This is a genomic window from Pseudorhodoferax soli (assembly GCF_003337555.1).
GTDB lineage: Bacteria > Pseudomonadota > Gammaproteobacteria > Burkholderiales > Burkholderiaceae_C > Pseudorhodoferax > Pseudorhodoferax soli.
This window is the reverse complement of sequence record NZ_QPJK01000001.1, coordinates 1,408,902-1,430,118: the sequence shown is the minus strand read 5'-3', so window position 1 is coordinate 1,430,118 and position 21,217 is coordinate 1,408,902. Positions and strand designations below refer to the sequence as shown.

Below are 21,217 nucleotides of genomic sequence, written 5' to 3'. Positions count from 1 at the left end.
GAAGGCATTCCTTGGAAAAAGTGGAGAGGGGGATTCAGCGCAGGATGAAGGCCGGCGTGTAGGAGACGAGGCCCAGCACACCGAATGCGACGACATAGAAGGGCGCCAGTTCGCGCACGGTCTGGCCCACCTTGACCTTGGCCAGCGCACTGGTGATGAACAGCGTGGTGCCCACCGGCGGCGTGTACAGGCCGATGGCCAGGTTCACGACCATCATGATGCCCAGCTGGGTCATGTCCATGCCGATGCTGTCGGCCAGCGGCACGAACACCGGCGTCAGCAGCAGCACGGCGGCCGGCAGGTCGATGAACATGCCGATGAACAGCATCAGCAGGTTCATCAGCAGGATGACCATCCACTTCGCCTCGACGTTGCCCTTGACCCAGTCGACGACGCCGTTGGGCATCTGGTCGAAGGTCAGCAGCCAGCCGATGGCGGCCGACGCCATGATCACCAGCAGCACCACGCCCGTCGCCAGCCCGGAGTGCACGACGGCCGCGTGCAGTCGCCGCCAGCCCAGGTCGCGGTACACCAGGGCCGACACGGCGCCCGCGTACAGCGTGGACAGCACCGCCACCTCGGTCGGGGTCGCGATGCCGAAGCGCAGGAACACGATGATCAGCACCGGCAGCACCAGCGCCGGCGAAGCGTAGAACAGGTGGCGGCGGAAGGCGCGCCCGTCGAAGCGGCCGGTCTCGCGCGGGAAGTTGCGCCGTTTGCCCACCCACCAGCACACGGCCATGAAGCCGCCGCACATGAGCAGGCCGGGCAGCACACCGGCCACGAACAGCGAGGCGATCGACGCGTTGGCACTCAGCGCGAACAGGATCATCGGGATCGACGGCGGGATCAGGATGTCGATGGTTGCGGCCGATGCCAGCGTGGCCGCGGAGAACGCCGCCGGATAGCCCAGCCGCTTGTGCCAGGGAATCATCAGCGAGCCGATGGCCGAGGCGTCGGCCACCGCCGAGCCGGACACCCCGCCGAACAGCGTGGACGACAGCACGCCCACCTGGGCCGGGCCGCCGTGGAAGCGGCCGATCAGCGCCGAGAGCACGCCCACCAGCGCTTCGCCCAGCTTGCCGCCCATCATGAGCGAGCCCGTCAGCATGAAGAACGGAATGGCGATCAGCGGGAAGCTCTGCACCTGCGCCACCATCTGCTGCACCAGCAGGTCCAGCGGGATGCGATCGGAGGTGGCGGCCGCGGCCATGGCGCCGACCAGCAGCGCGTGCGCGATCGGCATGGCGATCACCGCGCTGCCCAGGAACGTGAGAAGGATCAATGCGGACATGGAGGTTCTCCTGCCTTCACCAGTGCGCCGCGGGAACGCGCGGCTCGGCCGCGGCGGCATCGCTCGCCGGCGATGGGTCGGTGGGGCGGCACGCCTGCTGCAGCGCGTTCCACATCGACTGCAGCGCCAGGGCCGCCAGCATCGCCATGCCCGCCATCACGCAGGCGTAGGTGATCGAGCCCGGCACCTGCAGGATCTGGCTGCGCTCGTCGTGCACGATCTCCAGCATCTGCAGCGTGGACCAGGCCAGCATGGCGTACAGCGCCGTCACCGTGGCCCAGCTGAACACGGCCAGCCAGCGCTGCCAGCGTGGCGGCAGGGCCTCGACCAGGAAGGTGGTGGCGATGTGGGCGCCCTGCGCGGCGGCCAGCACCACCCCCGACATCACGAGCCAGGGGAACAGCAGCTCGGGCACCTCGTTGGCCCACTGCAGGCTCTTGCCGCTGGCGTAGCGCAGCACCGTGTTGCCGACGAGGATCAGGAAGATGATGGTGGTGCTGACCCACAGCATCAGCTTGCAGGTGCTCACCACGGCGCGTTCGACGATGTTCATCGCGTGGCTTCCACGACCTTCTTGACGTACGGGCCGATCGGGCCCGCCAGCCACTTCTCCTGCACCTTCACGGTGGCCCGGGCGAACTCGACCTTGTCGACATTGCTGACCTGCACGCCCTTGGCCTTCAGGTCGTCGAGCAGGCGCGCATCGGCCTCGCTGGAGAGCTTGCGCTGCAGCGCCGTGGCCTCGGCCGCGGCCTCGGTCAGGGCCTTGCGGTCGGCCTCGCCCAGCCGGTCCCAGCTGCGCTTGCTGATGAGCAGCGGCGTCATCTGGAACATGTGGCTGGTCAGCGTCAGGTGCTTCTGCACCTCGTACAGCTTGCTCGCGTGGAAGTTGACCAGCGGGTTCTCCTGGCCGTCCACCACTCCTTGCTGCAGGGCGACGTAGAGCTCGGCGAACTTGATCTGCTGGGCCTCGGCACCCAGCGCCTGCATGATGTCGACCAGCACCGCGTCGGGCGGCGTGCGCATCTTCAGGCCCTTCATGTCGGCCACCTTGGCGATCGCGTGCTTGCTGTTGGTCATGTGGCGGATGCCGTTGTCCCAGTAGCCCAGCACCACCATGCCCTTGGCCGCCGATTTGTCGGCCAGCTCCTTGCCCAGCGGGCCGTCGAGCAGCTGGAAGGCCTGCTCGGGCGTGGAGAACAGGAAGGGCATGCCGTAGGCCGCGTACTCCGGCACGGCCGAGGACACCGCGCCCTGCGAGTTGGCCGACATGTCCAGTGCGCCGGTGCGCAGTGCCGTGACCATGGCCGCGTCGTCGCCCAGCTGGGCCGATGGCGCCACCTGCACGTCGATGCGCCCGCCGCTCCTGGCCTTGGCCACTTCGGCGAACTTCAGCGCTGCCACGTGCCGTGGGTTGTCGGGTGCCGAGCCGTGGCCCAGCGTCAGCTTGACGGCCTGGGCCTGCACGAGCAGGGGCGCCATCAGCGTGGCGGCGACGAGGGCCAGGGTGCTCCGGATGAAGGTCTTGCGTTGCATGGTGTGGGTGTCTCCTGATGTGAAAAGGGGGGGGCGGTCGGCGCGGGTGCCTCAATGGATCAACATGCCGCCGTTCACGTCCAGCGTGATGCCGGTGCAGTAGCCCGAGAGGTCGCTGGCCAGGAACACGCAGGCGCCCGCCACGTCCTGGGCGCGGCCCAGGCGCGCCAGCGGGATCGTGTCTTCGATCTCCTTCTTGCGCTCCGGGCTCAGCTTGCCCTGCGTGATGTCGGTCTCGATCAGGCCCGGCGTGATGCAGTTGACGCGGATGCCCTGGCCGCCGAACTCGCGTGCCATGGCACGGGCCAGGCCCAGCACGCCGGCCTTGGCCGCCGAGTAGTGCGGCCCGCCGAAGATGCCGCCGCCACGCTGGGCGGACACCGAGGAGATGCAGACGATGGAGCCCGACTGCTGCGACTGCATGCCGGGCAGCACGGCCTGCGACATGTACAGCGTGCCGCGCAGGCTGACGTCCAGGACGCGGTCGTAGTCGGCGCCCGTGATCTCCAGTGTCTTGACCGGCTGGGTGATGCCTGCGTTGTTGACCAGCGTGTCGATGCGCCCGAAGCGTTCCAGCACGGCCCGGGCTGCGGCCTCGCAGGAGGACTTGTCGGTCACATCGGCAACGAGGCCGAGGTGCCCGCTGCCCAGTTGCGCGGCGGCGGCCGCGGGGCTGGCCCGCTCCAGGTCGAGCAGCGCGACGCGCGCCCCCAGGCTGGCCATCAGCCTGGCCGTTGCGAATCCCAGGCCGTTGAGGCCGGCGCCGCCGGTGATGACGGCGACCTTGTCTTTGAGCAGCATGTGCTTCGTTCCTTGTCGTGGTGCGGAGTGGATGGGCCGTATGTTCGGAAAATGGTCGGGTGACGACAAGCGATGAATCGTCAGCCTATGATGACGATCCATCATCTGAAGGCAGGGTTCACCCGATGTCTCTTCCACCCACTGCGCAGCTGCTGGCCTTCGATGCCGTGGCCCGGCGCAGCAGCTTTGCGCTGGCCGCCACGGAGCTGCACCTCACGCCCTCGGCCGTCAGCCACCAGGTGGCCAAGCTGGAGACGCATCTGGGCATGCGGCTGTTCGAGCGCAACGCGCACGGGGTGTGGCTCAGCGCGGCCGGCGAGAACTACCTGGCGCGTGTCTCTGGCGCGCTGGCGGCCATCGTCGCGGCGACGCAGGACCTGCGGCATGGCGTGGGCAACAGCCTGTACGTGCACTCGGCGCCGAGCATTGCGAGCCTGTGGCTGATGCCGCGGTTGCGGGGATTCGCCCAGGCCCATCCGGAGATCGCGCTGAACCTCTCCGCCGCGCACACGCCCAGCGATTTCGCGCTGGGCCAGGCCGACATCGACATCCGCTACGGCATCCCGCAGTGGCCGTCCGACCTGGAGGTGGAACCCTTGTTCGAAGAGCGGATCGTGCCGCTGGCCAGCCCCGGTTTCGTGCAGGAGCATGGCCTCAAGCGCATCGCGCAGTTGCTGGAGTTGCCGCTCATCCAGAGCAATGTCAGCGTGATCCAGTGGGCCGACTGGTTCCGCGAGTTCTCCAGAACGCGCGCGCCGGACCGCTTCGCGGTGCGCTTCGACCGCGCGCAGATGTCACTGGACGCGGCCACGCAAGGCCTGGGTGTGGCCCTGGAAAGCGCGGTCAACGCCGGCGGGCACCTGGCCGAAGGCAGGCTGGTGGCGCCCTTCGGCATGGCCAAGGCCGTGAAGGTGAAGGCGCATTTCGCGGTCTACCCGTCGCGCAATGCGCGCCGCGCGCCGCTGCAGGCGTTCCTGACCTGGCTGCACCGCGAGGCGGCGCGCACCAAGCAGTAGGTGCCGGGCAGCTGGGGCGCGGGCGACCGCGCCGTCACGGCACCAGTGCGTCCCGGATCGTCTGGGACGTGGCCGGTTCCACGCGCGCGGCAAAGCCGCGCGGCAGACCGTCGCCGGCCGGCACCCAGCGCACGCTGTAGCGGCCCAGTTCGAGTACGCCCAGCACCACGCCGCCCTCGTGCAGCAGCGCGATCCGCGCCAGCACCGGATCGTCCGCCGGCACGGCGGTGGCGCCCGAGCGCAGCAGGCCGTCGATGGCCTGCTGCACGTCGGCGGGCAGGCTGCTGCGCGCGCGGGCCGCGGCGCCGGCGGGCTGCAAGCGCAGCGCGCTCCAGGCGTGGGCATCGGGGGGCGCGGCGGGCGCTGCCATCGGCGCCGGGGCCGCTGCGGCGCCGGGCCGCGGCGCCTCGGCGGCGAGCGGCCGGGCAGCCCTGTGCACGGTGAGGCCTGCGGGGTCGTGCGCGGGCGGCGCGGCCGGTGCCGGCGCGGGCTGTGCGGCGTCGGACTCGGCGCGGAGCGGGGGCACTTGCGACGGGGTCTGCGACTGCGACTGCGACTGCGACTGCGACTGCGACTGCGACTGTGCCCGCTCCTGCCCCTCCGACCGCGCCCGCGACGGGGCAGAGAGCTTTGCCGACGGTGCGGGGCTCGGCGGCGCGGCGCCGGCATCGGCACCAGGTTCCCGCGCTGGCGCCGTGCTGTCCGTCCGTTCCGGCGCTTCCCGCAGGACAGGCGCAGGCGCCGGCATGGCCGGGGCGGGGCTGGGTGCGTCCGGCGCGGGCCCCGGCACATCGCGCTCCCACCACAGTCCGGCGACCGCGCAGGCCAGCAGCACGGTGGCGAAGCCGGCGTTCCAGGGCCGGCCTGCGCCGGCCAGCGCCCGTGCGAGCCGCACCCACCAGGGCACGCCTGCGGCAGCGGCGGGCGGTGCCGCCACTGCCACCGCCGCGTGGGCATGGCGCAGGATGGCCGCGCGGGTGGCCTCGGCGGGCGCTGCCTGCGCATCGGGCGCATGCTCCAGCGCATGGCGCAGGCGCGCATCGCGCAGGTGGGTGGGTGGGGGCCGGTTCACCGGGCCGCTCCGTTCGGCGTCAGGTAGTGCTGCATGCAGCCACGCAGCTTGGCAAGGGCGTAGCGCAGGCGGCTCTTGGCGGTCTCGAAGCCCAGGCCCAGGCGCGCGGCCAGGTCTTCCACGCTGGCGCCGTCTTCGTGGTGGAGCAGGAAGGCGGCGCGCTGGGCATCCGGCAGCGCGTCCAGGCAATGCAGCAACTGGCGGCCGGCGGCGCGCCAGTGGGCCAGGTCGTCGGCTGGCGGATGGGCCAGGTCGAGCGCCTCCTGCAGCCAGTCCAGGGGATCGTCGCCCTCGGGCGCTGCCTGGTCCAGGCTTTGCTCGCGCCCGCTCGTGCGCAGCCTGTCCATGGCCAGGTTGTGGGCGATCGTGAAGGCCCAGGTGCGCCAGCCGGCGCGCCCGGCGTCGAAGCTGGCGCGGGCCCCGATGATGCGCATCCAGGTGTCCTGGAACACCTCGTCCGCCTGCGCGGCGAGCCGCGTGCCGAGCAGGCGGCGGACGAAGCGCAGCAAGGCGGCCTCGTGGCGCGCGTAGAGCAGGTCGAAGGCGGCGCTGTCGCCCGCTGCGTAGGCCTGCATCAGCGCCTCGTCGGGCATGTCGTGGTGGCTGCGCTGAAGCATCGGTGGATTCTCACACCACGTTCTACGGCGCAGCCGCGCGCATGGGGTTAGCGCGGGGGCGCCAACGCAACCCCGCCGCGCCCGGCCGGCCGTACACAGGGCATCGCAACCACCGGAGCCACCGATGCCCGCACCATTCGTCCCCCGCCCGCAACGCCTGCTCGCGGCACTGCTGAGCGTCCACCTGGCCCTGTCGGCCTGCGCTGCCCAGGCGCCCGGCAGCGCGCTGTGGCCGCAGCCGGCGGAGTTGCCGCCCGACCGCGCCGCAGGCACCGCGCCGGTCCCGCCGCAAGACTTCGCGCCCCTGCAGGTGCGCCCGAACTTCCGCGCGCCGAGCGCCGCCCATTGCGCGCGGCCGCCGCAGATGCGCGAGGTGCTGGGCCGCGGCGACGGCCAGGAAGTGGCCGCGCACCGCGCACCGTCGCGGCCCAGGCTGGCGGCGGCCCCGGCGCCTGCTGCGGCGCTGTCCAAGACCGCGCCGGCCGCTGCAGCCGAGTCCGCTCTGGCCGACGCGGTGGAGGCCGCGCCCGCCGCGCCGCCGCAAGGCGCGGGTGCCACGGAAGCGGCGGCGCTGCCAGCCCGGCGCGCTGCGGGCCCGGTGACAGCCGGCGTCGTCGACGACAACGCCGACTTCGCCGAGTACCTGGCCTTTCGCGCGCGCACCCAGGTGGCGCACCGCGCCCTGGACATCCGCGAGCGCTACCTGCTACAGGTGCGCGACGGACAGGGCCGCGCGGTGGCCGATGCCGAGGTGCTGGTGCGCTCGCCGCAAGGCCAGGCGGCCTGGGCGCGCACCGACACCGCCGGCAAGCTCTGGCTGCACCCGGACGCCTTCGACGCCCGGCACGCGCACGTCTACGAGGTGACGGCCCGCCGCAGCGGCGTCGAGAGCCGGGGCTACCTGCAGCGCGGCCAGAAGAGCGCGCTGGAGTTGCGGCTGGACGCCGGCGCGCCGCAAGCCCGTGCGCGGCTGGACCTGGTCTTCCTCGTCGATGCCACGGGCTCCATGGACGACGAGATCGGCAAGCTCAAGGCCAGCCTGCGCAGCATCGCCGACGAGGTGGCGGGCCTGCCGAGCCGGCCCGACCTGTGCTTCGCGCTGGTGGCCTACCGCGACAAGGGCGACGCCTTCGTGCTGCGCAGCCACGACTTCACGAACGACCTGGGCGCGTTCCAACGCGTGCTCGACCAGTTGCGGGCCGCCGGTGGCGGCGACTACCCCGAGGCCATGAACGAGGCGCTGCACGAGACCGTGCACAGCCTCGCCTGGCGCGGCGACGGCGCCACGCGCATGGTGCTGCTGCTGGCCGACGCGCCGCCGCACCTGGACCAGGGCGGCCCGCAGTACGACGAAGACCTGAAGGCGGCCCTGGGCAAGGGCATCAAGATCTTCAGCGTGGGCGCCAGCGGCCTGGACCGGCAGGGCGAGTACATCCAGCGCCAGATCGCGCAGTACACCGGCGGCCGCTTCGTGTTCCTGACCTATGCCGATGCGCAGCGGCCCGCCAGCGGCCCGGGCCGCGAGACCGTGCACGACGTGCGCAACTACTCGGTGCAGACACTGGACCGCCTGATCGTGCGGCTGGTGCGCGAGGAGCTGGGGGCGCTGTAGGCGGCCGCGCGTGCACCAGGGTCTGCGCGCTCAGTCCGTGGAAGGCCGGGCCAGGATCCATTCGGCCAGCGCCCTGGCCTCGGCCGCGCTGACCTGTGGCTGGCGGGGCATGATGACATTGCCCCAGGTCCCCACGCTGCCCTGCACGATCTTCGCGCTGAGCCGCGCGGCGGCCGTGGCATCGCCGCGGTAGCGGTCGGCCACCTGCTGGAAGCCCGGCCCGACGAACTTCGTCACCATGCCATGGCAGCGCATGCAGCCGCGGTCCTGGGCCAGTTGCGCCGCGCCGCCGGCCTCGTTGCCGCAACCGCCCAGCACGAGCGCGGCGGCGCCAAGGAAAAGCGCCGAAGCGCGGCGGAGGGTCGGCATCTGGAGGCCTCAACGGGGTGGCGGACGGTGTGCGGCGCCCGTCGCGGCGCGCGCGACCGGATTCTCGCCCGGGGCCAGGTGGCGCGTGCCAGGCGCGCCACCACGGGCCGTGCGCGCCGCACGGCCGCGGTTCAGCCCGGGGCTGCGGCGCCCTGGCCTGCTGCGGGTGCGATGCCGAACTCCGCCAGCACCGCCTGTGTGTGCTGGCCCAGCAGCGGCGCATCGCCATGCGGCGCACGCCCGGCCTGGCCCGGCATGTTGGGCCAGTCCAGCGTGCCCAGCCCCGGCACCTCGAGCGGCGCGAACACGCCGGCATGGCGCGCCTGCGGGCTCTGCGGCAGGTCTTGCGGGCGCGCGGCGCGTGCGTGCAGCACGTCGTGGCGGCGCAGCAGGGCCTCCCAATCGGCCACCGTCTGCGTGGCGAGCTGGTTGGCCAGTGCCCCGTTGAGCTCCAACGCGCGCGGGATGCGGCCCGCGCTCGTGGCCAGGGCCGGATCGGCCAGCCAGTCGTGGCGGTCCAGCGCCTCGGCCAGGCGGCGGAACATGGCGTCGTCGAGCATGCTCACGTAGAGGTGGCCGTCGCTGGCGCGGAACAGCCCGGTCGGCACGTTGAAGGCCGCGGCCTCGGCCTGCGGGAACATCGCGGCGTCCAGCACCACGTAGCTCTGCAGCGCGGCGGCCGTCTCCAGCATCGAGACCTGCACATGGCGGCCCTGGCCGGTGCGCGCAGCGCGCACGAGCGCGGCCATGGCGTTCTGCGCGGCCTGCAGCCCGGTCGCGATGTCGACCAGGAACAGGCCGATGCGGCGCGGCGTGCCCGTGGCGTCGCGGTTCAGGTGCATGAGGCCGGTGGCGGCCTGCATGGTGGTGTCCAGGGCCGGCAGCTGCGCGTCGGGGCCGGTCGCGCCATGGCCGGAGATCGACACGTAGACCAGGCCCGGCCGCAGCGCCGCCAATTCGGCATGGCCCACGCCCATGCGCTCGACCACGCCGGGGCGGTAGTTCTGCACCACCACGTCGGCCTGCGTGGCGAGGCGGCGCAACGCGGCGCGGCCGGGCTCGGTGCGCGTGTCCAGCACCACGCTTTCCTTGCCGAGGTTGTAGGCGACCGAGATGGCCGTGTGGCCGGCGCGCGCGCGGCCCATCTGGCGGCTCCAGTCGCCGTGCGGCGGCTCCACCTTGATCACGCGCGCGCCCTGCTGGCGCAGCAGCAGGCCGCAGTGCGGGCCGGCGATGCCCTGGGAGAGATCGAGCACGGTCAGGCCGTGCAGCGGCAGGTCTTCGTCGTTGTGGTGCATCAGATGTCGAGGATGACCTTGCCGATGGCGCGGCGCGACAGCGTGGTGTCCAGCGCCGCATGCCAGTCGGCCAGTGGGAAATGCTGGGTCTGCGGCAGCGCCATGCGGCCCTCGGCCACGGCCGCCAGCAGGTCTGCGACCAGCGGCTGCACCTTGGGCGCGTAGCGGCGGCGCTCGTCGGTCAGGCCCCAGCCGATGTAGTAGCCGTAGTTGAAGCCGATCACGCTCAAGTTCTTGACCAGCAGCAGGTTGGCCGGTGCGCTCGGAATGGTGCCGCTGGCGTAGCCGATGCTGAGGATGCGCGCCTCGGGCGCGGTGCAGCGCAGCGAGGCGTCGAACAGCGCGCCGCCCACGGGGTCGAACACCACGTCGGCGCCACGCGGGCAGACCGCCTTGACGGCGGCCGCCAGGGTCTCGGCATCGCCGGCCAGCGCATGGTGCGCGCCCAGCGCCAGCGCGGCCGCGCGCTTGGCGGGCGTGCTGGCCGTCGCGATGACCTGCGCACCCATCAGGCGGCCGATCTGCACGGCCGCCATGCCCAGCGCGCCGGCGGCGCCGTGCACGAGCAGGGTCTCGCCCGGTTGCAGCGCGGCGCGCCATTGCAGTGCTGCCCAGGTCGTGCCGTAGGTGATCGGCAGCGCCGCGGCTTTGGCCAGCGGCACGGCGTCGGGCAACGGGTAGACCGTGTCGGCCGCGATCACCACCTCTTCGGCGAACGCGCCCCAGTCCAGCGCCGCGATCACGCGCTGGCCGGGCTGCAGCCGGGCCACGTCGGGCGCCACCTCCAGCACCTCGCCCGCGGCCTCGGTGCCGGGCGTGAACGGCAGCGGCGGCTTGCGCTGGTACTTGCCCGCCACGAACAGGCTGACGGCAAAGCCCACGCCAGCATGGCGCACGCGCAGCCGCACCTGGCCCGCGGCCAACGGCGGGCGCGGCAGCTGGGTGAGGGCGAGTTCGCTCCATTGGCCGAAGCGCGTGCAGAGCAGGCCCGTGTAGGTCGAGGAGGTCGAGGAGGTCGAGGAGGTCATTCGATCTTGATGTCGAGCTCGCGCACGAAGCGCGACCATTTGTCCAAGTCGCCGCGCAGCACGGCGTCGAACTCCTGCGGCGTGTTGCCGATGGGCACCAGGTTCAGCTCGCGCATGCGCTTGTCGATCTCGGGCAGCCGCACGATGCGCGCCACCTCCTTCGACAGCGCGGCCGCGCGCTCCGGCGGCACACCGGCCGGCATCAAGAGGCCCATCCAGGCGTCGGGTTCGAAGCCCTTGTAGCCGCTTTCCAGGAAGGTCGGCACGTCCGGCAGCAGTGCCGAGCGCTGCGCCCCGGCCATGGCCACCGGGATCAGCTTGCCGCTTTGCAGCAGCGGCTTGGCCGTGCCCACGGCGATCAGGCCGATCTTCACATGGCCGGCGGCCAGGTCGGTGGCCAGCGGCGCGCCGCCCTTGTAGGGCACGTGCTGCATCTCCAGCCCGGCCTCGCGCTTGAAGAGTTCGCCCAGGATGTGGCCGGTCGTGCCCATGCCGTAGGAGCCGTACGGGTACTTGCCCGGGTTGGCCTTCACGAGTTTGACGAGTTCGGGCAGCGTGCGCGCCGGGAAGTCGGGCGACACCGCCAGGATGGTCGACGAGGCCGCCACTTCGCTGACGGCCGTGAAGTCCTTCACCGGGTCGTAGCCGATGTTGGGGAACAGCGGCGGGTTCTGCACATGGGCCGTGAAGGTCAGCAGCGCGGTGTAGCCGTCCTTGGGCGCCTGGGCCACGAAGCGGGTGCCCGTGGTGGTGCCGGCACCGGGTTTGTTGTCGACGATGACGGGCTGGCCCCAGGCGCGGGTCAGCTCCTGCCCCAGCAGCCGGGCCACGGCGTCGTTGACGTTGCCGGCCACCGAGGGCACGACGATGGTCAGCGGCTTGCTGGGGTAGCGCTCGGCTTCCTGCGCGTGCGCGGCCGGCAGCGCCAGCAGCACGGTGGCGTGCATCGCGCAAAGCAAGAAACAGGTGCGGCGGCGCCGCAGGGCGATGGTTGGCATGTCGTTGTCTCCTTGGTGTCTGTGCGGCGGCCGTTGCCCGGGCTGCGCGCTTGCGGGGCAGTTTAGGATCGCGCCCCGGTCCGGCGGGATTCCTGCCGGGCCCATTCCGATGCCCGCCGGGAATCTGCGGCTGGCCCCACGCGCGAAGGATGCGGATGCGGCTGGAAGACCTGCAGGCGTTCCTGACGCTGGCCGCGCACGGCAACCTGCACCGTGCGGCGGATGCCTGCGGTGTCACGCAGTCGGCGCTGTCCAAGACGCTGGCGCGGCTCGAAGCCGCATCCGGCCTGCGCCTGGTGGAGCGCAGCGGCCACGGCGTGGCGCTGACGCAGGCCGGCATCAGTTTGCAGTCGCATGCGCAGCGCGTGCTGCTGGCCATGGGCGATTTGCAAGGCGACCTGGCCGAGCAGCGCCAGGCGCGTGCCGGCGCGGTGCGCGTGGGCGTGCTGCCCTACCTGATGTCCACGCTGCTGTCGCCGCTGCTGGCGCGCTTCGTCGCGCAGCGGCCGCTGGCGCACTTCAGCATCGAGACGCACCTGAGCGCGCGGCTGCTGGCGCTGCTGCAGCGCGCCGAGGTCGACCTGGTGCTGGCCGCGCGGCCCGACCGCGTGCCGCGCGACCTGGCGTGGCACCCGCTCGGCCCGCTGGACCTGCGCGTCACGCTGCGTGCCAAGCACCCGCGCCGCGCCAGCCTGCACACGCTGGAAGACCTGACCGCCGAACGCTGGGCGCTGCCGGCCAGTTCGCTCTACCTGCGCCAGTGGCTGGACGAGCGCTTCACCGAGGCCGGCCTGCCGCCACCGCGCGTGGCCGTGGAGAGCACGGCCTCGCCTTCGGCCTTCGCCGATCTACTGCGCCAGTCGGATCTGCTGGGCATCATGCCGGCGCAGCTGCTGCTGCAGCCCGAAGGCCACGGCCTGGTGGCGCTGCCGGGCGACGCGCTGCTGTGGCGGCGTGAACTGGGCGTGTTCTGGCGCGCGGCAGGCTACCTGTCGCCGGTGTGCACCGACTTCCGCGACGCGGTGGTGCAGGGCAGCTGAGCCCGCCTCGGGCCCGCGCGATGGCAGGGCCGCGGCCTGGCCGTCGCGCGCAGCCGCGGGGCGGCCTCAGCCGCGGGGCGGCCTCAGCCACGCAGGCTGGCGACGAGGGCGCGCGTGGCGTCCAGCCCCTGCGGCGTCCAGTGCGCGCCCGGCGCCAACAGGGTTGGCGCTGCGTCCTGCGGCTGCGGAACGTCCGCACCGGCCTTGGCGCGCAGGCGTTGCGCCGCGCGGAAGCTCGGTGCGCGTGCCGGGCCGTGCGCCGGCGTGTCATAGCGCCGGCCGTCCGCGGCGGCGGGCCCGCGCATCCAGTCGAACAGGGCCTGCAATTCATAGTCGCTGAACACGCCGAACATCTCGGCACGTTCGCCCACCAGCAGCTGCCAGAAGCGGCTTTGCGCCGGGTCTGCACCCGGCACGATCCAGCCCTTGCGCACCAGGGCCTGCAGGAACTCGCCGACCTGCTCTGGATCGCTGAGCCAGGCGTTGACGGTGCGGCCCTCGATCCGGCAGTAGTCCGAATGCGCGCCGGCCCCCGCCACGCTCTTGGCCATGAAGATGCGCAGCACCTCGGCATCGAGGTCGAAGCCGGAGATGACGCTGGCCGTGCCCAGGCCCAGGTCGTTGAGCCGGTAGCCCTGGCGCACGCGTTCCCAGTAGCGCGGGGCGTCCGCGAAGCGCGCGGCGTTCAGCGCCACCGCGTCGATGGCCTTGCGCGCGTGGCCGCTGTCGGCGTTGTCCACCGTGACATGCAGCGTGAAATAGTAAGGGTCCAGCCCGAGTTCGTTGAGCTCATAGGCGGTGACCAGCAGATGCAACGGCAGCTGCTCGTAGCCCAGGTTGAAGCCGATCACCTCGGGCAGCAGCTGCTCGGTCGTGTGTCCCAGTGCCAGCTGGATGGTGCCTTGCTCGAAGTGCTCGTCGCCAAGGTGCGTGCCTTCGTTCAGCCCGTGCGCGCGCAGCAGTTCGCGGTACAGCAGCACGTGGTTTTTGCCCGGGTCCCCGTTGCCGAGCTCTTCGAGGTAGGTCTGCGCGAGGCCCGCCATGCGCGGGTCCCGCGCATGGCGCATGCAGCCGAACAGCCAGGAGCCGTCGACCAGCTTGGTCGGGGCCACGGCCTGCAGGAAGTACAGCGCGTGCGTGCGGCTGGAGAAAAAGCGGCGCGGTGCGCCGGCGCGCCGTTGGTCCAGGTAGTCCTGGTAGGCATCGGTGGCCTTCCTGGCCGAAGCCGTCATCCAGTCGACCAGGCCCTCGGGCGAGGCCGGCAGGTCGTCCGCCTGGCTTGCCACGGCGTCCAGCGCGTCGCGCAGCAGCGCCAGAGAGCGACGCTGTGCCACCAGCCGCTCGGTGGCCGGGTTGACGAGCTCCTCGTAGAGCGCCCGGTACGAGCTGGCACGCGGCGGTGCCATGGCAAGGCCGATGCTGGCGGGGTAGCGGTCGTCCGAGCACGGGTAGGCCTGGCGTGGCGTTGCGGCTGGAGTGGTTGCAGTGGCTGCGCTGGCGCTGGTCGGCGCGGGCAGGGCGGATGTAGGGGTGGAATGCATGGCTCCACCTTGCCCAATGCCGCAAGCGATAGACCGCAGGCGTTGCCACGTGTGGACGTGGGACGGCATCCGGTGCGCCGGCGTCTCGTGTCCGACGCAGGCTTGATGGCGGTTGCCGCGTGCCGGCCATGCACGCAGGCCGGGACGGCATGTTCTCCGACGGCTCGACGGCCGCCTGGCGGCCTGTTGGCGCGCGTGCGGGCGCCCACAGTGGTGGCCAACCGGGAGACCACCACATGCCAGACACGTTCGACCACGCCACCGGCTCGGCCACGGGCTTGAAGCAGCACGTCCGCGACATCATCGATTACGACGACGCACGCGAGAGCGCGCCGCAGGAGCACGCGGCCACGCTGCTCGGCGCAGGCGCCTTCGCGCTGTGCGCCTTGCGCGCGCAGACGCGGGTGGGTGCCGTGCTGCACGCCATGGTGGCCGGTGCCTTGCTGTTCCGTGCTGCATCGGGCCGCGATGGCCTGCGCCGCTGGGCGGGGGCGCCGTCGGCCCGCCCGGCAGAGCCGGCCCACCGGGACGCCGCGGCGCAGGCAAGCGACTGGCGCACATCCGCACCCTTGTCGTCCGACCCAGACCCCGCGGGCATCGGCGCGCCTTGATGCAGCGCCTGCGGCCTGCCGGGCGCAGAACCGCGTTGACGCGGCTGTACGGCTGCGGCTGACGCGCATGCCGGCCGGCCGTGCTTAGCATGCCTGCATGGTTGCTCCTGCCGCTCTCGATTTCCAGGGCTCGTCCGTCGATCTGGCCCGCGCCTTGATCGGTGCGGTGCTGCTCGTCGACGGTGTCGGCGGCCGCATCGTGGAGACCGAGGCCTACGACGCAGAGGATCCGGCCTCGCACAGCCACCGCGGGCCCGATGCACGCAACGCCAGCATGTTCGGCCCGCCCGGCCATGCCTATGTGTACCGCTCCTACGGCATCCACTGGTGCCTGAACCTGGTCTGCCGCGAGGCGGGCCACGGCGCCGGCGTGCTGATCCGCGCGCTGGAACCCACCGAAGGCCTGGACCGCATGCGCACGCGCCGCGGGCCGGTCGTCGACCTGCTGCTGTGCGCCGGTCCGGGCCGCGTGGGCCAGGCACTGGGCATCACGCCGGCGCACGACGGCCTGCCGCTGGACCGGGCGCCGTTCGAACTGCGGCCGGCGGCCCTGCGCGCGGACGTGGTGGTGGGCCCGCGCATCGGCATCTCCAAGGCGCAGGAGATGCCCTGGCGCTTCGGGCTGCGGGGTTCGCGCTTCGTCAGCCGGCGGTTTCCATGAGCCGCCCGGCGCTGCGCGTCGGCACGGCGGGCTGGAGCATCCCGCGCGCGGTGGCCGAACGCTTTGCCGGGGAGGGCAGCCACCTGGCGCGCTATGCCCGGGTGCTGCACTGTGCGGAGATCAACACCTCGTTCTACCGCAGCCACCGGCCCGAGGTCTACGCGCGCTGGGCCGCGCAGACGCCGCCGGGCTTTCGCTTCGCGGTGAAGCTGCCGCGCAGCATCACGCACGAACTGCGCCTGCGCGCCGCACGGGCGCCGCTGGAACGCTTCATCGACGAGGTGGCGGGTTTGGGGGACCGCCTCGGCGTGCTGCTGGTCCAGCTGCCGCCCTCGCTGGCCTTCGAAGCCCGGCCGGTGGGCACGTTCTTTCGGCTGCTGGCGGGGCTGTTCGACGGTGCGGTCGTCTGCGAGCCGCGCCATGCGAGCTGGTTCGAGGCCGCGGCCGACCGCTCGCTGGTGCGCTGGCGCGTCGGCCGTGTCGCGGCCGATCCGGCACGCTGGCCGGCGGCGGCGGTCCCTGGCGGCTGGCTGGGGCCGGCCGGGGATGGTGCCGGTGCCGTGGTCTACCACCGCTGGCACGGCTCGCCGCGCACCTACTGGTCAGCCTATGGCGACGACTGGCTGCAGGCGCGGGCGGCCGAACTCGCGCGCTGGCCGGCCGGTGCCGAGCCCTGGTGCATCTTCGACAACACCGCATCGGGCGCCGCGGCACCCGATGCACTGCGGCTGCAGGCGCTGGCAGGCGGGGCATGACAGACGCCGCCATCGAAGGCTGCATCGCCGCGCTGCTGGGCGCGCGCCGGCCCGGCGCCACCGTCTGCCCGTCCGAAGTGGCACGCACGCTGCTGCCCGAAGGCGGGCGCTGGCGCAGCCTGATGCCGCAGGTGCGCCAGGTGGCGCAGCACCTGGCCCAGGCCGGGCGGCTGCGGGTGACGCGCGGCGGTGTGCCGGTGGACGCCACGGCGCCGGGCGGGCCGATCCGCCTGGGCCTGCCATCTGGACTCGGCATGGCCGCTGACGGCAAGCGGCGGTGATGCCCCGCTGCCGCCAGCCCGGCCCCGGCCTCCAATGGGCCGGGTGCGGTGGCGGCCCGCCGGGCCGGACTGCACCACCACGGAGAACCCCATGGATCCCCATGCCGATACCCACACCGCAGCGCCTGCCGGTGCGCCGCCACAACCGGAAAAGATGGTGGCCGTGCGGCTGGAACTCTCGCAGGCCGAAGCGGAACAGTTGCGTGCGCTGGGCGGCAGCGCCTGGGTGCGTGCGCGGCTGGCGCAGGCCGACGGGAAGCCGGCCGATGCCAGCGAACAGTCGGACCGGGATTACCTGGTCGGCCTGGCCAGGGCGCTGTTTCCCTTGCCGGTGTCCGGCAGCGCCGTGCGCCTCGTCGATGTGCTGCGCAGGCAGGGCATGGTGGAGGCGGCGGTGACCTACGACGACCGGGAGGACGGCGATGGCGACCGCGCCATCGTCATCGACATCACCTCGCTGGGCCGCGCCGAGATCGAGCGGCTGCGCCGCATCGCGCTGGGCGCGTGAGCCGCGGGCTCAGCTGCCTGCGATGCCCTTGTCCTTGATGAGCTTGCCCCACTGCTGGTCGTCGCTGCGGATGCGGGCGGCCGTGTCGGCTGGCGACTGCCAGGCGGCGAAGGTGCCGGCGTTCTTCAGCTTGTCCTGTACCGTGGCATCGGCCAGGGCTTGCTTGAGTGCGTCGTTGAGTGTCTTGACCACCGCTGCCGGCGTGCCGGCCGGTGCCAGCAGGCCGCCCCAGGAGACGGCCGAGAAGCCCGGGAAGCCCTGCTCGGCCACCGTCTTCACGTCGGGCAGGAAGGGCAGGCGCTGCGGCGAGCCGACCGCGATGGCGCGCAGCTTGCCGGCCTGGATGTGCGGCAGCGCGGCGACCATGTCGGCGTACATCACGGGCACCTGGCCGCCCAGCAGGTCGGTGATGGCCGGCACGCCGCCCTTGTAGGGCACGTGCGTCATGTCGAAGCCGCCCTGGATCTTGAGCAGCTCCATGGTGAGGTGGCCGAAGCTGCCCTGGCCCGAGCTGGTGTAGTTCAGCGGCGTCTTGCTGGCCTTGGCCTTGGCGATCAGTTCGGGCAGCGTGCGCACGTCGGGCAGCTGCGTGGGGTTGACCACCACCACGATGGGCAGGTCGTAGGTCGTGCCCACGGCCGTGAAGTCCTTGTTGATGTCGAACTTGACGGCCGGGTACAGGTGCGGCGCCAGCAGCGTGGGCGTGGCCAGCATCATGAGGCTGTGGCCGTCGGCCGGCATGCGCGCCAGGGCGGCGGCCGCGATGGAGCCCGAGGCGCCGGGCCGGTTTTCCACGATGACGGTCTGCTTCAGGATCTCGCCCATCTTCTGGCCCACGATGCGCGAGGCCGTGTCGGTCGGCCCGCCGGGCGGGAAGGGCACGTAGAGCGTGATGAGCTTGCTCGGAAAGCCCTGGGCCCAGCCGGCCAGCGGCGCCAGTGCGGTGCCGAGGGCCAGCGCCGTGAGGCTGCGGCGGGTGAGGGTGGAAGCGGGACGGTGCAAATCGGTCATGCGGAAAAACGGGTCGTGAAAAGAAGGGTGGCTCAGCCGAGCCAGTCGCGCAGCACGGTGTCGCGGTCGGCGCCGAGTTGCGGCGGCGGCAGGCGCACCGGCAGGCGCTCGCCGTCCATGCGGTAGGGGGGCGCCAGCACCTGGGTGGTGCCGGCCACGGGATGGGGCTGCTCGGTGACCAGGCCGCCTTCCACCGTGCGCTGCGAGGTCAGCGCCTCGTGCAGGCCCAGCACTTCGCCGCAGGGAATGCCGGCCTTGGTCATGGCGGCGATGAGCTGGTCGCGTGGGCGGCTGCCGATCTCCTTGTAGAGCTCGGGCAGCAGCGCGGCGCGGTTCTGGCCGCGCCCCAGGTTGGTCTTGAAGCGCTCGTCGGCGGCCAGGTCGGGGCGCTGCAGCGCGTCGATGCACAGGCGCTCGAACTGCGCGTTGTTGCCCACGCTGATGATGACCGGGCCGTCGGCCGCGTCGAACACGCCGTAGGGCACGATGGACGGGTGCGCGTTGCCGTACTTGGGCGGGTCTTCGCCCAGGTGCAGCGCCTCCAGGCCGCTGTAGGCGGTGATCATGAGCCCGCAGTCGTACAGCGCCATTTCCACATGGCGGCCGGTGCCGGTCTTCTCGCGCTGGTAGAGCGCGGCCAGGACGGCCTGGGCACTGGCCATGCCGGTCATGAGGTCGACCGCGGCGATGCCGAACTTGAGCGGGCCCTGGCCCTCCTCGCCGTTCATGGCCATGATGCCGGCCTGGCCCTGGATCACCAGGTCGTAGCCCGGGCGCTTGGCCTCGGGGCCACCGCGGTTGTAGCCCGTCACCGAGACATAGACCAGGCGCGGGTTGATGGCGCGCAACTGCTCGTAGCCCAGGCCCATCTTCTCCATGCCGCCGGTCTTGAAGTTCTGCACCAGCACGTCGGCCTTGGCCACCAGCTGGCGGGCCAGCTGCTGGCCTTCTTCGGTCGCCAGGTCGAGCGCGATGGACCGCTTGTTGCGGTTCATGCTGTTGAAGTAGGTGGTCTCGGTCTTGCCGACGCGGATGCCCCAGTCGCGCGTGTCGTCGCCGCGCTGGGGGTGCTCGATCTTGACGACATCGGCGCCGAAATCGCCGAGCACCTGGGCGCACAGCGGCCCGGCCAGCACGCGCGAAAAATCGAGCACGCGCACGCCGGCCAGCGGCAGTCCAGGGGAAGTTGCGGTCATGGAAACGGTCTCCGTTCGTTGTGAATGCGCGATTGTCAACGCCGGCGCAGTGCCGCGAAGTCCGCTTTGCGCTTGCCAAGGAAGGCGCCGATGCCCTCTTGCGCCTCGTCGTCACCCTGGCTTTCGACCATGGACGCGGCTTCCAGTTCCAGCTGCTCGTCCAGCGAGCGTGCGTGCGCGCCGCGGCACAATGCCTTGATGCGCGCGCTGGCGCGGGCCGGGCCCTCGGCCAATTGCGCTCCGAGCGCGATGGCCGCGGCCTCGGCCTGGCCGGCATCGACCAGGCGGTTGACCGCGCCCAGCGCATGCAGGCGCTCGGCCGTGACGCGCTCGCCCGTCAGGCACAGCTCGGTCAGCAGCTGGCGCGAGACGAACTCCGCGAGGAAGGAGGTCAGCCCGCCGTCGGGCGTGAGGCCGACCTTGATGTAGGTGGCACTGAAGAAGGCTTCGCGCGAGGACACCAACAGGTCGCAGGCCAGCGCCACCGACAGGCCGGCACCAGCGGCGCCGCCCTCCACGGCTGCGATCACAGGCTTGCTGCTGTCGCGCAGCCGGCGCACGAAGCCGTGCAGCAGCTCCAGCCGCTCGCGGCGGTCGGCCGGGGCCATGGCGCGCCGCGTGATCAGCTGGTTCAGGTTGCCGCCGGCGCAGAAGAAGTTGCCCGCGCCGGTCAGCACCACGGCGCCGATGGTGGGGTCGGCTTCCGCATCCGCCAGGGCCTGGGTGGCGGCCGTGTAGAACTCGGCCGACAGCGCGTTGCGCGCGGCGGGGTTGTTGTTGACGAGGACCAGCACGGCGCCCTCGCGGCGCGTGAGCAGGGCGTCGGTCGTCATGCGGCCTCCCTGCCCAGATCGATGTAGCGCTGCAAGTGGAAGTCCTCGTCCCCCAGCTGGTGGTCGACCATCACGAGCCGCTTGGCGTAGTGCGCCAGCGGCAGTTCCCAGGTCATGCCGATGCCGCCGTGCAGCTGGATGGCTTCCTCGGCCACGCGGGCGCCGATCTTGCCCACGCTGAACTTGGCGGCCGACAGCGCACGCTCGCGCGCGATGCGGTCGTCGCCGTCGATGGCCGCGGCCGCGTTGATCACGGCCGAGCGTGCCTGCTCGACCTCGATCAGCAGGTCGGCCATGCGGTGCTGCAGCGCCTGGAAGCTGCCGATCGGCACGCCGAACTGCTTGCGCGTGCGCAGGTACTCCAGCGTGTCGCGCTTGGCCACTTCCATCGCGCCGAGCGACTCGGCCGCCAGCGCCAAGAGGCCCCAGCCGGTGGCGTGTTCCAGCACGTCGGCGCCGGCGCCCTCGCTGCCCAGCAGCGCGTCGGCGCCGACCTGCACACCTTCCAGCGTGAGTTCGGCCGCGCGGCCACCGTCGATCTTGGAATAGCCGCGCCAGCCGATGCCCTTGGCATCGCCGGGCACCAGGAACAGCGAGATGCCTTGCGCGTCCCCCACCGCACCCGCGGTGCGCGCGGAGACCAGCAGCAGCCCGGCGCGCTGGCCCTGCTGCACCACGGCTTTGGCGCCGTTCAGCACCCAGCCGCTGCCATGCTTCTCGGCGCGCGTGGCGACCTGCGTAGGCTCGTAGTGGCTGCCGGGTTCGTCGTGCGCCAGCGCTGCCACGGTGCTGCCGTCCACGAGGCCGGCGATGCGTTCCTGCTGTGCGGCGTTGCCGGCCTGCGCGATGGCCCGGCCCACCACCAGCGCGCCCAGGAAGGGCTCGACCACGAGGGCCTTGCCCAGGCTTTCGAAGACCACGGCCACGTCGAAGCCGGCGCCGCCGAAGCCGCCCACGGATTCGGGGAACAGCGCGCCCAGCGCGCCGATCTCGGCCAGCTGGTTCCAGTGCTTGTCGCTCGTGCCTTGCTCGCTCCAGGCGATGTGGTCGCGCTCGACGAAGCCGTACTGCTCGGCCAGGTAGCGGTCCAGCGAGTCCGCCAGCATGCGGCGGTCTTCGGTGTGTGTGAAGTTCATGGT

At 72.1% G+C, this 21,217-nt stretch carries 23 protein-coding genes; 8 read left to right on the top strand and 15 right to left on the bottom strand.

What is annotated here, in order from left to right; genetic code table 11:
* Window positions 1-34 precede the first annotated feature (34 nt).
* Genes DES41_RS06515 through DES41_RS06500 form a run of 4 tightly spaced genes read right to left on the bottom strand, consistent with a single transcriptional unit; the run spans window position 35 to window position 3,631 of the window.
* Window positions 35-1,294 carry a TRAP transporter large permease gene (locus tag DES41_RS06515; RefSeq protein WP_114466737.1) on the bottom strand — a complete coding sequence of 420 codons (1,260 nt, stop codon included), beginning with the start codon at window positions 1,292-1,294 and terminating at the stop codon, window positions 35-37.
* A gap of 16 nt (window positions 1,295-1,310) precedes the next feature.
* A complete protein-coding gene (locus DES41_RS06510; RefSeq protein ID WP_114466736.1) occupies window positions 1,311-1,847 on the bottom strand; it encodes a TRAP transporter small permease in 537 nt (178 codons plus the stop codon).
* A complete protein-coding gene (locus DES41_RS06505) occupies window positions 1,844-2,830 on the bottom strand; it encodes a TRAP transporter substrate-binding protein (RefSeq protein WP_114466735.1) in 987 nt (328 codons plus the stop codon). The genes DES41_RS06510 and DES41_RS06505 overlap by 4 nt, the downstream gene beginning before the upstream one ends.
* Window positions 2,831-2,881: 51 nt before the next feature.
* Window positions 2,882-3,631 carry an SDR family NAD(P)-dependent oxidoreductase gene (locus DES41_RS06500; protein ID WP_114466734.1) on the bottom strand — a complete coding sequence of 250 codons (750 nt, stop codon included), beginning with the start codon at window positions 3,629-3,631 and terminating at the stop codon, window positions 2,882-2,884.
* A gap of 125 nt (window positions 3,632-3,756) precedes the next feature.
* Here DES41_RS06500 and DES41_RS06495 point away from each other — a divergent pair, with 125 nt between their 5' ends.
* The gene (locus tag DES41_RS06495) at window positions 3,757-4,647 is read left to right on the top strand and encodes a LysR substrate-binding domain-containing protein (protein ID WP_114466733.1); all 891 of its coding nucleotides are present in this window, start codon (window positions 3,757-3,759) and stop codon (window positions 4,645-4,647) included.
* A 34-nt stretch (window positions 4,648-4,681) separates the two neighbouring features.
* On the opposite strand, the gene DES41_RS06490 is transcribed toward DES41_RS06495, so the two are convergent.
* Both DES41_RS06490 and DES41_RS06485 read right to left on the bottom strand, forming a co-directional pair.
* A complete protein-coding gene (locus tag DES41_RS06490; protein ID WP_114466732.1) occupies window positions 4,682-5,719 on the bottom strand; it encodes a hypothetical protein in 1,038 nt (345 codons plus the stop codon).
* Entirely contained in the window at window positions 5,716-6,336 is a 621-nt protein-coding gene (locus DES41_RS06485; RefSeq protein ID WP_245965578.1) for a sigma-70 family RNA polymerase sigma factor, read from the bottom strand. Before DES41_RS06485 ends, DES41_RS06490 begins: the two co-directional genes overlap by 4 nt.
* Before the next feature lie 124 nt (window positions 6,337-6,460).
* Between DES41_RS06485 and DES41_RS06480 the strand changes: the two genes are divergently transcribed.
* The gene (locus DES41_RS06480) at window positions 6,461-7,948 is read left to right on the top strand and encodes a vWA domain-containing protein (protein WP_114466731.1); all 1,488 of its coding nucleotides are present in this window, start codon (window positions 6,461-6,463) and stop codon (window positions 7,946-7,948) included.
* A gap of 30 nt (window positions 7,949-7,978) precedes the next feature.
* On the opposite strand, the gene DES41_RS06475 is transcribed toward DES41_RS06480, so the two are convergent.
* The 4 genes from DES41_RS06475 to DES41_RS06460 form a co-directional block, all read right to left on the bottom strand.
* Window positions 7,979-8,317, bottom strand: a complete 339-nt coding sequence (locus tag DES41_RS06475) for a c-type cytochrome (protein ID WP_114466730.1) — start codon at window positions 8,315-8,317, stop codon at window positions 7,979-7,981.
* Between the two features lie 131 nt (window positions 8,318-8,448).
* Complete coding sequence (locus tag DES41_RS06470; protein ID WP_114466729.1) at window positions 8,449-9,615, bottom strand: CaiB/BaiF CoA transferase family protein; 1,167 nt, start codon at window positions 9,613-9,615, stop codon at window positions 8,449-8,451.
* Complete coding sequence (locus DES41_RS06465) at window positions 9,615-10,643, bottom strand: NADPH:quinone oxidoreductase family protein (RefSeq protein ID WP_114466728.1); 1,029 nt, start codon at window positions 10,641-10,643, stop codon at window positions 9,615-9,617. Before DES41_RS06465 ends, DES41_RS06470 begins: the two co-directional genes overlap by 1 nt.
* Window positions 10,640-11,641 (bottom strand): tripartite tricarboxylate transporter substrate binding protein, encoded by a 1,002-nt coding sequence (locus tag DES41_RS06460; RefSeq protein WP_114466727.1) that lies wholly within the window; start codon window positions 11,639-11,641, stop codon window positions 10,640-10,642. The genes DES41_RS06465 and DES41_RS06460 overlap by 4 nt, the downstream gene beginning before the upstream one ends.
* A gap of 155 nt (window positions 11,642-11,796) precedes the next feature.
* On the opposite strand from DES41_RS06460, the gene DES41_RS06455 reads away from it, so the two are divergent.
* Complete coding sequence (locus DES41_RS06455; protein ID WP_114466726.1) at window positions 11,797-12,681, top strand: LysR family transcriptional regulator; 885 nt, start codon at window positions 11,797-11,799, stop codon at window positions 12,679-12,681.
* An 83-nt stretch (window positions 12,682-12,764) separates the two neighbouring features.
* Here the strand turns inward: DES41_RS06455 and DES41_RS06450 are convergent, their stop codons facing one another.
* Entirely contained in the window at window positions 12,765-14,222 is a 1,458-nt protein-coding gene (locus DES41_RS06450; RefSeq protein WP_114466725.1) for an iron-containing redox enzyme family protein, read from the bottom strand.
* A gap of 236 nt (window positions 14,223-14,458) precedes the next feature.
* Between DES41_RS06450 and DES41_RS06445 the strand changes: the two genes are divergently transcribed.
* The 5 genes from DES41_RS06445 to DES41_RS06425 all read left to right on the top strand — a co-directional run bounded on the left by DES41_RS06445 (window position 14,459) and on the right by DES41_RS06425 (window position 17,038).
* Entirely contained in the window at window positions 14,459-14,833 is a 375-nt protein-coding gene (locus DES41_RS06445; protein WP_211332902.1) for a hypothetical protein, read from the top strand.
* 97 nt (window positions 14,834-14,930) lie between these two features.
* Window positions 14,931-15,494, top strand: a complete 564-nt coding sequence (locus DES41_RS06440; RefSeq protein WP_114466724.1) for a DNA-3-methyladenine glycosylase — start codon at window positions 14,931-14,933, stop codon at window positions 15,492-15,494.
* The gene (locus DES41_RS06435; protein ID WP_114466723.1) at window positions 15,491-16,249 is read left to right on the top strand and encodes a DUF72 domain-containing protein; all 759 of its coding nucleotides are present in this window, start codon (window positions 15,491-15,493) and stop codon (window positions 16,247-16,249) included. Before DES41_RS06440 ends, DES41_RS06435 begins: the two co-directional genes overlap by 4 nt.
* Complete coding sequence (locus DES41_RS06430) at window positions 16,246-16,530, top strand: DUF3253 domain-containing protein (RefSeq protein ID WP_114466722.1); 285 nt, start codon at window positions 16,246-16,248, stop codon at window positions 16,528-16,530. The genes DES41_RS06435 and DES41_RS06430 overlap by 4 nt, the downstream gene beginning before the upstream one ends.
* Window positions 16,531-16,621: 91 nt before the next feature.
* Window positions 16,622-17,038 (top strand): hypothetical protein, encoded by a 417-nt coding sequence (locus DES41_RS06425; protein ID WP_147282803.1) that lies wholly within the window; start codon window positions 16,622-16,624, stop codon window positions 17,036-17,038.
* 9 nt (window positions 17,039-17,047) lie between these two features.
* Here the strand turns inward: DES41_RS06425 and DES41_RS06420 are convergent, their stop codons facing one another.
* From DES41_RS06420 to DES41_RS06405, 4 genes are read right to left on the bottom strand one after another with little or no spacing between them, the layout of a single operon-like run.
* A complete protein-coding gene (locus DES41_RS06420) occupies window positions 17,048-18,049 on the bottom strand; it encodes a Bug family tripartite tricarboxylate transporter substrate binding protein (protein WP_114466720.1) in 1,002 nt (333 codons plus the stop codon).
* A gap of 32 nt (window positions 18,050-18,081) precedes the next feature.
* Window positions 18,082-19,245, bottom strand: a complete 1,164-nt coding sequence (locus tag DES41_RS06415) for a CaiB/BaiF CoA transferase family protein (protein WP_114466719.1) — start codon at window positions 19,243-19,245, stop codon at window positions 18,082-18,084.
* 35 nt (window positions 19,246-19,280) lie between these two features.
* Window positions 19,281-20,078, bottom strand: coding sequence for an oxepin-CoA hydrolase, alternative type (locus tag DES41_RS06410; RefSeq protein WP_114466718.1), 798 nt, complete (start codon window positions 20,076-20,078; stop codon window positions 19,281-19,283).
* Window positions 20,075-21,214 (bottom strand): acyl-CoA dehydrogenase family protein, encoded by a 1,140-nt coding sequence (locus tag DES41_RS06405; RefSeq protein WP_114466717.1) that lies wholly within the window; start codon window positions 21,212-21,214, stop codon window positions 20,075-20,077. Before DES41_RS06405 ends, DES41_RS06410 begins: the two co-directional genes overlap by 4 nt.
* Window positions 21,215-21,217 lie beyond the last annotated feature (3 nt).

What these genes read in the sequence shown, in the direction of transcription:
- DES41_RS06430 (WP_114466722.1), top strand. Translation starts at nt 16,246, where the DNA reads ATGACAGACGCCGCCATCGAAGGCTGCATCGCCGCGCTGCTGGGCGCG.
- DES41_RS06425 (WP_147282803.1), top strand. Translation starts at nt 16,622, where the DNA reads ATGGATCCCCATGCCGATACCCACACCGCAGCGCCTGCCGGTGCGCCG.
- DES41_RS06510 (WP_114466736.1), bottom strand. Translation starts at nt 1,847, where the DNA reads ATGAACATCGTCGAACGCGCCGTGGTGAGCACCTGCAAGCTGATGCTG.
- DES41_RS06465 (WP_114466728.1), bottom strand. Translation starts at nt 10,643, where the DNA reads ATGACCTCCTCGACCTCCTCGACCTCCTCGACCTACACGGGCCTGCTC.
- DES41_RS06455 (WP_114466726.1), top strand. Translation starts at nt 11,797, where the DNA reads ATGCGGCTGGAAGACCTGCAGGCGTTCCTGACGCTGGCCGCGCACGGC.
- DES41_RS06460 (WP_114466727.1), bottom strand. Translation starts at nt 11,641, where the DNA reads ATGCCAACCATCGCCCTGCGGCGCCGCCGCACCTGTTTCTTGCTTTGC.
- DES41_RS06480 (WP_114466731.1), top strand. Translation starts at nt 6,461, where the DNA reads ATGCCCGCACCATTCGTCCCCCGCCCGCAACGCCTGCTCGCGGCACTG.
- DES41_RS06405 (WP_114466717.1), bottom strand. Translation starts at nt 21,214, where the DNA reads ATGAACTTCACACACACCGAAGACCGCCGCATGCTGGCGGACTCGCTG.
- DES41_RS06445 (WP_211332902.1), top strand. Translation starts at nt 14,459, where the DNA reads ATGCCAGACACGTTCGACCACGCCACCGGCTCGGCCACGGGCTTGAAG.
- DES41_RS06410 (WP_114466718.1), bottom strand. Translation starts at nt 20,078, where the DNA reads ATGACGACCGACGCCCTGCTCACGCGCCGCGAGGGCGCCGTGCTGGTC.
- DES41_RS06485 (WP_245965578.1), bottom strand. Translation starts at nt 6,336, where the DNA reads ATGCTTCAGCGCAGCCACCACGACATGCCCGACGAGGCGCTGATGCAG.
- DES41_RS06470 (WP_114466729.1), bottom strand. Translation starts at nt 9,615, where the DNA reads ATGCACCACAACGACGAAGACCTGCCGCTGCACGGCCTGACCGTGCTC.
- DES41_RS06500 (WP_114466734.1), bottom strand. Translation starts at nt 3,631, where the DNA reads ATGCTGCTCAAAGACAAGGTCGCCGTCATCACCGGCGGCGCCGGCCTC.
- DES41_RS06450 (WP_114466725.1), bottom strand. Translation starts at nt 14,222, where the DNA reads ATGCATTCCACCCCTACATCCGCCCTGCCCGCGCCGACCAGCGCCAGC.
- DES41_RS06440 (WP_114466724.1), top strand. Translation starts at nt 14,931, where the DNA reads ATGGTTGCTCCTGCCGCTCTCGATTTCCAGGGCTCGTCCGTCGATCTG.
- DES41_RS06420 (WP_114466720.1), bottom strand. Translation starts at nt 18,049, where the DNA reads ATGACCGATTTGCACCGTCCCGCTTCCACCCTCACCCGCCGCAGCCTC.
- DES41_RS06415 (WP_114466719.1), bottom strand. Translation starts at nt 19,245, where the DNA reads ATGACCGCAACTTCCCCTGGACTGCCGCTGGCCGGCGTGCGCGTGCTC.
- DES41_RS06435 (WP_114466723.1), top strand. Translation starts at nt 15,491, where the DNA reads ATGAGCCGCCCGGCGCTGCGCGTCGGCACGGCGGGCTGGAGCATCCCG.
- DES41_RS06495 (WP_114466733.1), top strand. Translation starts at nt 3,757, where the DNA reads ATGTCTCTTCCACCCACTGCGCAGCTGCTGGCCTTCGATGCCGTGGCC.
- DES41_RS06475 (WP_114466730.1), bottom strand. Translation starts at nt 8,317, where the DNA reads ATGCCGACCCTCCGCCGCGCTTCGGCGCTTTTCCTTGGCGCCGCCGCG.
- DES41_RS06505 (WP_114466735.1), bottom strand. Translation starts at nt 2,830, where the DNA reads ATGCAACGCAAGACCTTCATCCGGAGCACCCTGGCCCTCGTCGCCGCC.
- DES41_RS06515 (WP_114466737.1), bottom strand. Translation starts at nt 1,294, where the DNA reads ATGTCCGCATTGATCCTTCTCACGTTCCTGGGCAGCGCGGTGATCGCC.